The sequence below is a fragment of the Rheinheimera riviphila genome (assembly GCF_004005945.1).
Lineage (GTDB): Bacteria > Pseudomonadota > Gammaproteobacteria > Enterobacterales > Alteromonadaceae > Pararheinheimera > Pararheinheimera riviphila.
In genome coordinates, this window is record NZ_SACS01000014.1 from 129184 (window position 1) to 142918 (window position 13735).

Annotated in this window: 8 protein-coding genes; 5 read left to right on the plus strand and 3 right to left on the minus strand. The window is 48.3% G+C overall.

Annotated features, from left to right (window positions below):
• Positions 1-2 precede the first annotated feature (2 nt).
• From EOE67_RS13580 to EOE67_RS13600, 5 genes are all read left to right on the plus strand, one after another.
• Complete coding sequence (locus EOE67_RS13580; RefSeq protein ID WP_127699812.1) at positions 3-2426, plus strand: putative bifunctional diguanylate cyclase/phosphodiesterase; 2424 nt, start codon at positions 3-5, stop codon at positions 2424-2426.
• Positions 2427-3005: 579 nt separating this feature from the next.
• Positions 3006-7214: a hybrid sensor histidine kinase/response regulator transcription factor gene (locus EOE67_RS13585; protein WP_127699814.1), complete on the plus strand. Its 4209-nt coding sequence runs from the start codon at positions 3006-3008 to the stop codon at positions 7212-7214.
• A gap of 325 nt (positions 7215-7539) precedes the next feature.
• Positions 7540-8004 (plus strand): hypothetical protein, encoded by a 465-nt coding sequence (locus EOE67_RS13590; RefSeq protein ID WP_127699817.1) that lies wholly within the window; start codon positions 7540-7542, stop codon positions 8002-8004.
• Between the two features lie 88 nt (positions 8005-8092).
• Positions 8093-9760, plus strand: coding sequence for a hypothetical protein (locus EOE67_RS13595; RefSeq protein WP_127699819.1), 1668 nt, complete (start codon positions 8093-8095; stop codon positions 9758-9760).
• A 119-nt stretch (positions 9761-9879) separates the two neighbouring features.
• Complete coding sequence (locus EOE67_RS13600) at positions 9880-11724, plus strand: WG repeat-containing protein (RefSeq protein ID WP_127699822.1); 1845 nt, start codon at positions 9880-9882, stop codon at positions 11722-11724.
• Positions 11725-12145: 421 nt separating this feature from the next.
• On the opposite strand, the gene EOE67_RS13605 is transcribed toward EOE67_RS13600, so the two are convergent.
• From EOE67_RS13605 to EOE67_RS13615, 3 genes are all read right to left on the minus strand, one after another.
• A complete protein-coding gene (locus tag EOE67_RS13605) occupies positions 12146-12373 on the minus strand; it encodes a helix-turn-helix domain-containing protein (protein ID WP_127699824.1) in 228 nt (75 codons plus the stop codon).
• A gap of 235 nt (positions 12374-12608) precedes the next feature.
• Positions 12609-12905, minus strand: coding sequence for an IS66 family insertion sequence element accessory protein TnpA (gene tnpA / locus EOE67_RS13610; protein WP_127699827.1), 297 nt, complete (start codon positions 12903-12905; stop codon positions 12609-12611).
• A gap of 146 nt (positions 12906-13051) precedes the next feature.
• Complete coding sequence (locus EOE67_RS13615; protein WP_127699829.1) at positions 13052-13678, minus strand: hypothetical protein; 627 nt, start codon at positions 13676-13678, stop codon at positions 13052-13054.
• Positions 13679-13735: the final 57 nt, after the last annotated feature.

Genomic DNA, 13735 nt, shown 5'->3' on the forward strand with positions numbered 1-13735 from the left:
TCATGCGGCCGTTTTTAAGCCTGCCGTGGAAAATCCTGGGCATTACGCTGGGGGCGTTGTTGCTGATGAGTATTTTATTGACCAGTTTTACTTTGGTCAAAATGGAGCAGGATTTCCGGCTGCAACAGGATAAACAGCTGCTATTGCGGCAACAGCAATTTAACCATCTGAATTTACTGCTAGAAAATCAGTTACGCAGCTGGCTCGAGTCTTTTACCGACTTAGTCGAGCTGCGCTCACAACCCAATTTCAACACTTTTGCCAAAGCTTTGGCCAATCATTACGATGCCATTGCGGTCCATTTGAATGTCGAAAGTATCTGGTTATTAGATGCCAATCTGAATTCGTTATATGCCTCGACCGAGCAAATTCCGCCCTCGGTGCTGGATGTCGCACGGCAGGTGATGACCGAACAACAGCCGCAATCGGCGATTTTCTGTGCCAGTCAGTGCACCAAATTAATTCTGGTGCCGGTGCAAAATGCCAATGGTGATATCGCGGTGGTGGCGCTTTCGACCACCTTATTGGATATTTTGTCATCGCTGAAACAAGGCATTGGCTCGGAAGTGGCGATTGTGCGGATCGACAGTGCGGACAACAGCCCGTTGCGGCAATTTGAACTGTTGTCGTTATCGAATCCGGAGCTGATGCGGCCGGTATTCCGGGCGCTATCGAACCAGCCATCGTTGCAGGAAGCGCGTTCACAGGGCATTGATGTCGAACTGGCTGAGCAACATTATCTGATTAGTTTATTGCCGCTGCTGGCGCAAAACCGCAGTTATTATCTGGCGCTGGTCGATGACACCAGCAAGTTTGTCAAAGCGCAGGCCGCTTATCAGCGACAGATTATTTTATTTGCCTGTGGCTGTTTTGTGCTGCTGGCGGTGCTGATTTATTTCAGCACCCTGCGCTTAAGCCGGCGTTTGTTGGCGTTGGCACAACATTTACCATTGTTAGCACAACGCCAGTTCCGGCAATTCCGCCAGCACAGCGCTTATGATCCGATGTTGTTTCAGGACGAACTGGATGTGTTAACCCAGGCCGCTTATCAACTCAGTGTGGAGCTGGAGCAGCTGCATCAACAAATTGAAGTAAATACCCAGGAGCTGGAAAACATCGCGATGTTTGACCTGCTGACCGGTTTACCCAACCGCAATATGCTGCAATTTCAGCTGAAAAAATGTCTGGCTGGGCTGGAGCGGCAAAAAGGCTCGATTGCGGTGCTGTTTTTGGATCTGGATGATTTTAAAAAGATTAATGACAGTAAAGGTCACGCCGCCGGTGATCAGTTGCTGGTCGAAGTGGCGCAGCGACTGCGCGCCTGTATCCGCAGTGCTGATATCGCCTGTCGCTTTGGCGGTGATGAATTTGTGGTGGTGCTGACCCAATCCAACGAACTGGATTATCCCTATCAGGTGGCCGATCGGATTTTTGATGCGTTTAAACAACCGATCAGCCTTGGTGCGCAGCTATTTTATATCTCGACCAGCATCGGCATGACCACCACTGAGCAACATGATGTGTCGCCGGATGAACTGGTGCGGCAGGCCGATATGGCGATGTACGAAGCCAAAGATCGCGGCGGCAATGTGGCGCTGCTGTACGATCAGGAAATGTATCAACGACTGGCGCAGCGGTTGGTGCTGGAAAGTGAAATTAAAGATGCGATTAAATTCAAACAGTTCAGTTTAAGTCTGCAACCACAAATCGAGCTGAGCACGGGTCGGCTGGCGGGTTTTGAAGCCTTGTTGCGCTGGCAACATCCGGTACGTGGCACGGTGACGCCGGACGAATTTATTGGCATTTTAGAAAATTCCCCACAAATGATTGAGCTGGGTTACTGGGTGTTTCAGCGTAGTTTTCAGCTGGCCAAAGAGTTGATTGGGAAAGGTTATCCGGATATCCGTATCTCGATAAACCTGTCGGCCGAGCAGTTTTTAGACCCGGCGCTCCCCGCGCTGTTAGAACTGTGGCTGGACGATTTGGGTTTATCGGCGCAGCACTTCGAGCTGGAACTGACCGAACGCACGCTGGTGCAAAATATCGACATCACCTTAAGTGCCATGCGTCAGCTTAAAGCGCAGGGCTTCTACTTCTCGATTGACGACTTTGGCACTGGTTATTCGTCGTTGAGTTACCTCAAGCAAATGCCGGTCGACATTATCAAAATTGATAAAAGCTTCATCTTTGGCATGCTGGAAAACGATGCCGATTATCAGATTATTATTTCCACCATCGCCATGGTGCAAAAGCTGGAACTCAAAGTGGTAGCCGAAGGTGTCGAAAACCGCGCCCAGCTGCAACTACTGAAACAACACCGCTGTGATTTTGGCCAGGGCTATTACTTCGCCCGCCCATTAAACGAAGCGCAACTGGCGGAGTTTTTGGAACATAAAGTGCCGAATGGGTATTTGATGCTGACTTGATTGGCGCTTGGCGAAGCGCTTTTGCTTTTGGATTTGGGATTGGGATTATCGGACGTAGGGGCGCATAAGCGCAGCGCCATCGCCCATTTTGTTAATTGGATTATTAGCTTGTTAGTACCTCTGAACGCTCGAAAGCCCGGAATTTTGGCTCGATTTTGAGACAAATACGTAAACTCGCGATTTGCTAACGTCAAATCGCTCAAACAGTTCATGTTTCGGTCACCGCGTGATAAAACCTCAAAACCGGCCAAACCACCGGCTCTTTGAGCTGGGGGAGTCCAATTATCTTAACGTTGCGGCAAAGCGATTAGAAAGTAACTTGGTGCCAGAGGCTGACGATGGTTCTGACAGTTAGCAAATCACTGCTATACACTGAAAGCGGACGTTAATTAAAATCAAAAAACCACTATGCTCGAAAATTTCAAGACATTAATGCATTGCAAAATGGTTAAAAATGCATGCATTGTTCAGTTTTCGTTTTAAGAGAACATCGGTTTTTTGACTACAACGGTGTCATCAAAATCAGTTGACCACTACACTTTTTCTGAAAGCGATGTTGGTGCTGCGAAGGGAACTTGCATGAATTTGTGGGAATTATTTCGAACTTACATGTTGCTGCTATTTATAGCTTTTAAAGCGGGCGCAGCAGATTTTCGACATATGGATATCCGGTTACCACAAAATTCAGTGATCGCGATGCTGGAAGATCGGCAAGGTTATTTATGGATTGGCACTGGCGCTGGGTTGGTCAAATATGATGGTTACCAGGTGCAAACGTTTTTACACCAACCCGGTGTGGCAAATTCGCTGAGCCAAAATTTGGTACTCGACTTACTACAAGGTCTGGACGGCAGTATTTGGATTGCTACCAACAATGGCATTAACCGCTACCGTGACGCGGAAGGATTCCGCCGCTACCTGTATCATCAAGGAAGTATCGAGAGTGATTTATCTCATCGAGTAGGTTTGCTGTATTTAGATCCGACCGGCCGCCTGTGGGCTGGGGGTATCAAAGGTCTGTACCTGTACGACGAAGTAAAAGACCAATTTGTATTGGTAAAATTACCAGCAGGTGTCAGGTCCCCTGAGGTCAGCACTATCCGCTGGCAGGATGATAGCCTGTGGTTTAGCGGATATTTTGGCTTAGCGCGTGTTGCAAAGGAGGCTATTACCACCCTGAACATTCAGGCGGAACTGCTGTATAAGGCAAATCCGGTGACGGATTGGCTTCGTATTCCACAACAGTCCTTGCTATTGAGCATCGGCCTGAAACCCAACTCTTTTGAAAAATTGGCGGTTGCCCAATTTTCCAGCCCGTTACCGACTACAACACCACTGATACTTGATATGCCTATTTATTTTTTCCACTGTGATCGGCACCAACAATGTTGGGGCTTTGGCGGTAAACAATTGTTCAGGCGCTTGCCGGACGGGCAGTTTCGGCGGTATCAGTTCCCCGATAGCCAAAATTTTATTACGGATTTATTGGAAACAGCCAATGGCGAGCTGCTGGTTTGTATAGGCACTGAGATCTACCGGTATCAACGCAGCCAAGATCAGTTTGTGCTGATGACTGTAGAAGAAAACAAAACCCGTAATAGTAAAACGCGCTTGTTTGAGTCCTCTGATGGATCCGTATGGGCCAGTAGTCACGTCAATGGTTTGTTCCTGTGGTCGCCCTTTAATCGGAAATTTCAGCATATTTTACTGCCACCAGCATTTTCGAAGCCCAATATGAATGTGATAAGGATCATCCAGGAAGATGCGGTATCAAACACGCTCTGGTTAGCCAATGACTCGGGCCAATTGCTGAGTGCCCCCATCAACACGCCTATACAACAACCGATCACCGATTGGCAGCAATATCCGGTGCCAGGATCAGTGCATACTATTATCCATAGTCTTTACCACATCGACAAAGACCGGCGGCTGTTAGGGACCAGTCACGGACTGCTCCAGTGGGAAAAAAATCTATCTGAATTTGTAGCGTCACCACTGCAAACCTTGTTGGCGGAAATCGCGCCAACTGCAGGGGCGTCGGATCTGGAATTGCAGGTACTGGACATCAAGCGCGATGGCGACTGTTTGTGGCTGGCGACAACCGCAGGTCTGGGCTGTGCTGATGTCACGGGCTCGAAGCTGTTACGTTGGTATGGTGTCGCGGATTACCCGGCGTTTAAGGGCAATGATTTACACCGGATTTATCGTGCTCGTGATGGTGCCTTGTGGCTAGCCAGTACTCAGGGACTGTTACGGTTTGACCCTGCGACAGAGCGTTTGCTGCAGTTTCAATATGATGCGAATAACAAAAACAGTTTGTCCCACAACTGGGTGCATGGCATTTGGCAGCAGTCTGAACATGAGTTTTGGATAGCGACCCGTGAAGGCGGTTTAAACTTGTTACGCTGGCACGCAGATGCCGCTCCGCACTGGCAGCGTTTTGGCGAGGCCGATGGTTTGCCAACCGAAGTGCTGTATGGCATTTTGGGCGATGAAACAGGGTTACTTTGGTTGTCATCCAATCAAGGCATTTTCAGCTTTAACCCGCATACCCACCAAGTGCGGGTCTATCAGTCAGACGATGGCTTGCAATCAACCGAATTTAATTTCAGTGTCGCGCACATTAGCCAAAGTGGCCGTTTTTATTTTGGTGGAGTAGCGGGAGCGAACGCATTTTTGCCAAAGCAGGTGCAAGACAATCCTGTGGTACCGAAAATATTGCTCGCTGGGCTGCGAGTAAATGAACAGCCGTATAACCTGACTCGGTTGCAAGATGCGGTCACACCACTGGTATTGCAATTTGACCAAAACCATTTGGTGTTTGATGCACTTGCACTGCAATACGCCGATCCCAAGCGTAACCAGTATGCCTGGAAGCTAGAAGGGGCGGATGGCAACTGGGTGTATGCCGGTACCAATCGACAGGCACGATATGGTGCGTTACCGCCTGGGAATTATCAATTCTGGTTAAAAGCAGCGAACCCCGATGGCGTGTGGAGCGAGCCTAAGCTCATGATCTCATTAAAGATTCGCCCACATCCTTTGCTAAGTCCCTGGGCTTATGCTGTGTACCTTATTTTACTGGTGGCTTCGATTTGGGCATACAAGCGGTGGAGAGATCAAACTGAGCAACAGTTGCAATGTAAAATCCAACAGGGTATTGCCCGGGAAACTGCATTAAATAAGCGTCTGCGCATTCAATTTGAACATACTGCACATGAAATGCGTACGCCGCTGATGCGGCTGAGTACCCATCTCAATCGCAGTGTTGCTGCGATGCAGACCGAAAATCATCAGCAGGCATTAAATTTTTTGCAAACGGCCGATGCCGCGCAACAAGAATTACACATGTTGATCCAGCGACAACTCGATGTCGAAGAATTGAAATTAACGCAAGGCCATCAACCGCTGCATCTGTTGGCGCGGCCTATTGTACTAGGGGAACTCAGTCGCTATCTATCCTACGCGCAAGAAAAAGGCTTGCAGTTAACTCATGATATCGCCGATGTGACCTTGTTGGCAGTGCCTGGTGTATTGGAGCTTATCTGTGACAATTTACTGAGTAATGCCATCAAATACACTCAAACCGGTGGTTTCATCGCCGTGCAACTGACTGAGCAGCCGCCATGGCTAGAGCTGACTATTTCCGATAATGGCTCTGGTATTGCCAAAGCAGAGCAGGACAAAGTGTTTTTACGGCACTACCGAGTGGCGGGTCAGCAGCATATTGCCGGAAGTGGCGAGGGCTTGTTTTTAGTCAAGACCTGTGTCGACGACGCCGGTGGGCAGCTGGCACTGCACAGCGCTGTGGGCGAAGGTTGCAGCATTTTGGTGCGATTGCCCGCAGGGGATCCACTACTGGTTAAGGCATTGCAGACCTTGCCAGCGTTACAACGTACTGTTGTGAGTATCCAAACCAGCAATGGAATTGCTATCCACCCACAACGGCCTGCTGCAGGCAGTGAGACCATTCTGCTGGTAGAGGATCATCCAGGATTATTACAGGACCTGCATAGTCTGCTTTGTCAGCATTATCATTGTATTGTTGCCGATAATGGCCAGCTCGGCTGGCAACTGGCGAAGCAGGAGCTACCGGATTTAGTGATCAGCGACGTGATGATGGAGCAAAATGACAGCGGTTTCGTATTACTGACCAAGCTGAAAAGCCATATTGATACCAGTCATATTCCGGTGGTTCTGCTGACCGCGTTAACAGATGAGCAAAACAGGCTTAAAGGCATGACACATCAGGCAGATGTTTACTTAAGTAAGCCGATCAGTGAACAGGCGATACTTGCCAGTATCGAAACACTGTTGAATCAACATTGGCGAGTAGGCGAGCAAATTCGGCGAGCGATGGATGCAGCAAGGCAACAGCCAAAACCGCTGTCAGAAGCCGAAAGATTTCAGGCCAAGATACAGGGGATCTTTGAGCATGTGTATCAAGATCCGGAAGTGCAAGTTCAGGATATTGCGGCAGCTTTTGGAAAAAGTGCCAGCGTATTGCAAAAACTGGCCAAGCAGTACTTAACACAAAGCCTGAAAGAAAGTTTACGGGACTTCCGCTTGCAACAGGCTGAGCGACTACTAGACCAACATTCTGAATGTTCGATTGATCTGATTGCGGAGCAATGTGGTTTCGGCAGTACGCGCAGCTTGCAACGTGATTTTAAGGAACATTTTCAGTTGACTCCCCAGCAATACCGGGAAGGTATACGACCACTGCAGCGGCCTGCGGCGCGGGCAGTTCCCGAGCCAGCTACAGCCACACAGCTCGAAGAAAGTTAACTCCGCAACTGGGGAGCAGGCCGACACGATTGTAGAGGTCGCCTGCTTCCATTTCTGCACAAAAATTCATTCTGTCGCCATCTTGAGCGTTTCTGTCGCCAGTCTTTTTAAGATCCACTGCTAAGTTAAGGCGTAGCTTTGTTCATTTAATGAATATGGGGTGTGGACACAAAAATTTCAGCACTAAATTCGGTCGGCTGACTAGTGCTCTTGAGTGTTCAATTGCATTTAAAGACCACCCAATTGCAAGTTTGCTTTACCCGTCGCGGCAAATCGACGACATCACCAATTTCACTGAAATCCAGTTAACGAAAAAGGGAATAAAATGATTAAACGTATTCTTGCATGCGCATTATCCAGTGCTTTAGTCGTACCTTGTTACGCTGAAGATTTTCCAGACATGGCGCGTCCCCAGATTGTATCCGCTCTAAATTCCGGGCAAAAAGTGATAGTCATGTTCCATACAGACAAATCCTTGGCAGCAACAACCGCCATTATCAGCTCGGCGATGAAAGTCGGTGATCCTGATGCCATTCTTCATAAGCATTGGGTAACAGATATTACCTTCAAAGGGTACGATGAACAGAGGAAATGCGGAATGGTAGTTGGTACTTGGTGGTCTGAAGACTCCAGTTCAATGGCAACTGAATGGGAAGATAAAGTTTATCCGAGGGTAAAAAATTCGGTAAACACCATCACATTCCAGTACGTTAAAGATGGAGGCACTGTCATAAAGGAAAATACGCTTGGCTCGAATGGAGACGATATTATGGAGTTATGTTTGAACTGAACAGCAAAAAAACTATAAACGAATCATTTCCATACGTTTTTTTCGGGACGCCTTATGTTAAGGAAATAATATGTGGAGTCTGAAGAATATGAATACATTATTTTGGAGTACCGGCGTCGTGTATGTGAGCGGCACTTCGATCGTGAGTTCATTGAATAATCTGTCTGCAAAAAAATTTTTTACTTCGATACGTCAATCAATATACAGAAATTTAAAACTTCTTAGTTTCTTTTATCTAATGTTTGCTCTCACCGCCTGCGGTGGTGGTTCAAAAGGCGATGCTGCTGGCACACCAGACGCATCAGTGCCACCGACTACAACTCCGCCTGTTGTATCGCCATCGAGCCGGTACTATAACCTCCAAGTTGGTTGCCCCAGCTATTTTGGTGCCATTAATTCTCCAAGCTGGTTCAGCAGTTATGGCGACCAATCTAAAGTGCCGTTGGTATACATAACAGAACTTGATGGCACCCTGATTTCGCAATTGAATCAAAACAGAAGCAGCCTGGGATATGCCGAGTTTATATCTCAGGATATTTCGTCAGAAATAGAAAAATACCCGAGCAAATACCTGACTTTCAGATGCATCTATCAGCAGAGGGGATCGGCCCAGAAGTTTGAATATCGTCACCCAATTTCTGACGATAGCATCTGGCAAAAGTCAGCTATCGACACAAATCGAACGACCACCTACTTTGAAGTATCGATGATTAGTGATTTGCAAATGCGTATTTGGCAAGCACTAATGAAAAGTGGTTATTTAGACGCCAATGCCTGGGCGATATCACAAAAAACAGTGACCGACGCGTTTGGTGAGGTTGAGTTCGGAGCATTAAAACATGCTGCATTGCAAAATTGTTGTGGTTTAGCTTTCTATACTGAACAACAACGATTAGTTGCCGAAGCGCAACCTAACGGACGGGCGTTTAGAAAGCTAAAACTACTAGCTGAGCTAAATACTTCTGAACCATCAGGGGATATTCAGGCAATCATTGCGACAGCGGTATCAGACTGGGTCAATTACACGGTTGATCGCACAGCCCTTTCCCAGCCCAAAGTAACAGGTGCAATATTCAGGCAGTTGACCAAACCGCTTTCGAAGGACGCAATGAATTTTGGTACATCCGCTTGGAAGCAATTTCAGTCAAGTGATCCGGCCTTTTCATCTACTGCAAAAACAAACATTGATGGCTCCTGGCAGGCATCACTTGACTGGGTATCCGGGACGGCAAATGCTGAATACTCAGTTCAACGCTACCAATCTGTGAGCCTGCCAGCTGATCGCGATTATTCAAAACTATTTGTTGATTTCAGTTTACTTCGTGCTGTTGGTGGATGTCAGCCAGCAATCTTTGGATGTACCATTGCTTCTGGGATTGCAGGTATATTTGTGTGCTATCAGACGAATACAGGTGCTACTGTTGGATGTACGGTATTCACCGCAGTTTCTGATCTAATCACAGTGCCAACATATCTTGGTGGAGTGTTTACCGCAGCAAACCCTTTTGGTCGACAGCAGTTCGACATCATCTCAATATCGCCCAATTCGCCAAACTCTGACACTTATGGACTTGATCGAACTTACGCCTTAAGCAGCCTTTTTGAGGCGTCTGTGAGTCCAAGCATACGGGAAGCCGGACTTAACAGAAGCATTAGCAGATTGGAGTTCGGTGCGGTTGTCCTTACATCCAGCAATAGCTGTTACAAATGCCGTGCGGAGATCAGCATAAGGCGTCTTGGTATGCAGAGTTTATAAGTCGCTGTTGTGACCCATTTCCATAGCGTGGTGCCCTAAAGTGATCGGGTTCATTTATTTTTAAGACAGATTTTGAATCAAACCCTTAAGTACAAATTCCGGATAAAAAAGGAATAAAAGTGATTAAATTGAAAAACAGCAATCGTCAGTTACAGGAGTTTTTTTTACGTGTTTATGTCTTACTTAATTTTGTACTGAGGTGGAACAAATGGGCAATATTTAAAAATTTAGGGGCATATAGAGTAGAAAAAACCAATTTTACATTGCTGCGAAATGTGTGGGGCGCCCTGCTAGCACTGACTCTGGCTTTCACTGTGATTTGTGCATCGGCCATTGCCGCTGAGCCCTCATCTTCACCGACGCCGGAGACCGAAAATGAACTCAGTGGCTACAAACACCCGGAGACTGGCGAATGGCAAATTTCGCCACGTTTCAAAAGTGCCATGTCCTTCAAGGATGGATATGCCATAGCCCAATCCACGGACACCAACGGCTGGGGGGTGATCGACCTGACGGGCGAATGGATTGTAGAGCCTTATCTCACCGATCTGGATCACGATTACTCGTCGTTCTTCCAAGGCACCTTGTGGCATTCTGAAAACGACGAGGACATGCAGTCCTGCCCGGTGGTGTTCCGCATACGCGACGAGGAAGCCCAGTGGGTGGTGGAGTGCGGTCGCTACGATGAAATCAAAAAGTTCTACGGTGAATCGGATGGGCCGGACCGCATCGATGGTCTAGGTCACAGCCAGATGGCGGCGGTCGCGAAAGACGGCAAATGGGGCTACATCAATCGGGCCGGCGAACGCGTAATTGAGCTGCAATTCGATGCTGCCGAGGACTTCGCCGAGGGTTTTGCCCAGGTCGGTATCAACGGAAAAGTTGGCGTCATCAACATGAAAGGCACGCTCATCGTGCCCGCGATTTATGAGGCCGTCAAAGCTCACCGGCGGAACGCGATCGCCGTCAAACAAGACGGCAAGTGGGGCTTGCTCAAAGCCGACGGCAGCTTGATGACCTCACCGGCTTACGACGACATTTTTCTCGAAACCGACCAGCCGTTCCTGATCAAACTGAATGAAAAATGGGGCTTTCTTAACCGCGAAGGCAAAGAGAGCATTGCGCCACAGTTTGACGACACGAACGGCAGCTGGCGAAACGGCATGACTGTCGTCACGATGCAGGGCAAACAAGGCATCATCAACGAAGCCGGTGAGTGGCTTTTCAAACCCGAATACGAGGAGATGCGCGTCGGCACGCTCGACTATGCATCGGCAAAAAAGGGTGAGAAATGGGGCGTGGTTGACCGGAACGCAAACTGGGTGTTGCCACCGGAAACCGAGAACTCAAGCTACGAATGGGCGCACTATGAGGTAGCGGCAACGGACGGATTGCGAGCAACCGCCCGGAACAACGAACAGAATCCTCAATGTTTTTTTGCGGACGGCCGCGTCTTGCTTGGTGACGCCTGCGGAGCAGCAGAGACGGACGCGGTTCTGCTTGATCTGCTGCAGAAGCGCGGTTATGGCTGGGCCGTGCCGCTGGTGGCGAGTGGCTTGACCCTGGGCAATCTCGCCACCCTGCTTTTCGGTCTGCTGTTGGTGGCCTGTCCGGCGCTGACGACGGTCATCTGGGTACGCAAACAACTGCCTCTAGCGCGTTTGCTGAGGCCTTCGTGGCTGGTGCGCAGTGTGATGGCTGGCGTCATCGGCATGGTTGGTTTTTATTTGCTGTTAGTGGGGATAACCTTCATGGAAGCCGCTTCTCACAGCCCTGATGCATATGATTACGAGCAATACCTGACAAGCTCGCCGTTCGCGAACAGTTTATCGACCGAGCAATGGTTGGTTTGGGGTTTGCTCTCTTTGGCGCTCGCCCTGATTTTTTCGATCCCGGGCGGCATATGGCGGTTGGTGCGCTGGTGGCGGGCTCAGCGGGCGGCGAGTCAGACCACCACCACCTGATTAACTGCTGGCGCATGTCTGCAAAGAAGGCTCTGCCTTGGAGTATAGGAAGCATAAAGCACTTTTCCCCATCAAGGGGGGAAAGTTCTACCCGCAATTCCTGCAAATTCCAACTTTTATCATCGTATCAACGGCTTCCTTGCGGCACAAAACCAAGCAAGCAGGTTGTCGTTTTGCTCAATTTGAGCGTAAATCGCGCGAAAAATGGCTCTCTGCCCGACTGTTGCCCCATTATGTCAGCTGCTGGAACTCAGTTACCGTTAGGTTGTAGTGGTAAGCTGGTTGAAAATTCTTGTCAGTATCCCTGCAACGAGTGGTAAGGAGGGACTGGAGTTGCATGGTAAGTTAAATGCCCTTTATTAGATTAGGTCTTGTTGCGTTTTTTATAACAAGTAAAACATGGTAGGTTTAGTGCACGTGATCAATCCAGTAAGACCCGTTTAGTCTGGTAATCACTACCGGGCAACAGCGCCTGATCAAGCGCTGCTAACGACACCTCTGCCGAGAGTGGCCATGCGAGGTTGTGGCTGTTAAACCGGGCGATGAGCTCGGTCACGGTCGAGCGGCCAATGCCGAAAGCGAGGGCGATTTGGCGGTAGGAAAGTTGGTCTTCAAAACAAAGCCGGAACACATCCAGATAAGTTCTCATATCAGCCCTCATCGATTTCTTTTTGTGTGTCATACAAGCTCAGGCTCTCAGGGAGAAACCTGTTATGCCAAAGCACCTGAAACGAAGAAAGAAAAAGATGGCCGGATGACTCCGAAACGACTTGCCGGATCATACCGAAATGAGTGTCCGGACGACCCCGTAATACGCAATTTTGGCGAAGAAAAAGAAAGAAACTCGCCAACGTGATAGATTTTGGGCGTATCGATAAACATTTTCATAGCGACATGGCCTGCAAAAGCGTTGCTACCGACACCGCATCGGTTCCCGCAGGCAGATGCAATTCAACATCGCGTTTTTTCAGCACCATCGGTTGGCAAAACAGAATGCCGTTCGGCGTTAGTTCAGCAAAGCCGTCGTCGTCATCCTGTTGCCAGGCAAGCAGTTGCCGTTTACGAAGGCTGAAATAACTCGGGTCGATGCCTTGTTGTTTAGCAAACTCAGTCTGCGTTAGACCGCTGGTTTTGTGCTGGTCAAAAAGTGCCAGCCATTGTTTGGAGGTTCTGCGGTTCATAAGAAACCCTGCTTGTTGAATGATGCAAACAGGATATGATCCCGACACTTTGGTGATTTGAAGGAAATCGAATCGCGGTTAACAGTCTCTATTTGATAACCCCAAACGAGGGGGAGTGTATTCAATTGGTTCAACAATGAGTAATGTTAGCGTTTTGATGCTTTGGCATCATGCGTAATCGCATAGTTCTTGTAACGCTCATAATCGACAAAATAACTATCCAGACACATGGACCAGATAGCCAGTAACAGTAGTGCCTTTATCGACAACGAAGCTATCTCATATGTTTTGTAGAAAAATGGGACACCTTCAAAAATTGTCGGATCATATGCGTAAATCCTCACTTCAAGCAGTACTAGTCCTAAGTGGCCAGCGGCGAAGGCGAGTAATGATGCCATAGCCAACACTTGAGGGATCTTTCGCCTTGGCGTTGAAACCTTAAATAGCTTGCGTAACGAATCATGCAGATAAAATTTGATTAGCACTGATGCCAAAAGAAGGTTGTAACCAATAATACTCACCAGGTACAGGCTAATCGTTTTCTCTGAAAAAAGTAGGAACCATAAGGGTAGGGAAGCTAGCTTAAATCCGATGATGATTGCTAATGGTGGCACCAGTTCGCGTTGTCGTTGATGGGTTATAGCAATATAGAGGGCGCAAAGTTCTAATAGGAATAAAGAAACAACATCGTGGCCACGGAATGTCCAAAGCGCAAAAAACGACAGTGTAAAGAGTACAATATGCACCAGCCATAGTGGCGATTTACGAAACATTGTTCAGACCTTATCTTGCGGCGGCCATGGAGGCAGTGTAGTCCCACCACCACTATT

Bases quoted from the DNA above. Each gene is read 5' to 3' on its own strand.
- EOE67_RS13580 (WP_127699812.1), top strand. From the start codon at position 3: ATGCGGCCGTTTTTAAGCCTGCCGTGGAAAATCCTGGGCATTACGCTG.
- EOE67_RS13590 (WP_127699817.1), top strand. From the start codon at position 7,540: ATGATTAAACGTATTCTTGCATGCGCATTATCCAGTGCTTTAGTCGTA.
- EOE67_RS13615 (WP_127699829.1), bottom strand. From the start codon at position 13,678: ATGTTTCGTAAATCGCCACTATGGCTGGTGCATATTGTACTCTTTACA.
- EOE67_RS13585 (WP_127699814.1), top strand. From the start codon at position 3,006: ATGAATTTGTGGGAATTATTTCGAACTTACATGTTGCTGCTATTTATA.
- tnpA (WP_127699827.1), bottom strand. From the start codon at position 12,905: ATGAACCGCAGAACCTCCAAACAATGGCTGGCACTTTTTGACCAGCAC.
- EOE67_RS13595 (WP_127699819.1), top strand. From the start codon at position 8,093: ATGAATACATTATTTTGGAGTACCGGCGTCGTGTATGTGAGCGGCACT.
- EOE67_RS13605 (WP_127699824.1), bottom strand. From the start codon at position 12,373: ATGAGAACTTATCTGGATGTGTTCCGGCTTTGTTTTGAAGACCAACTT.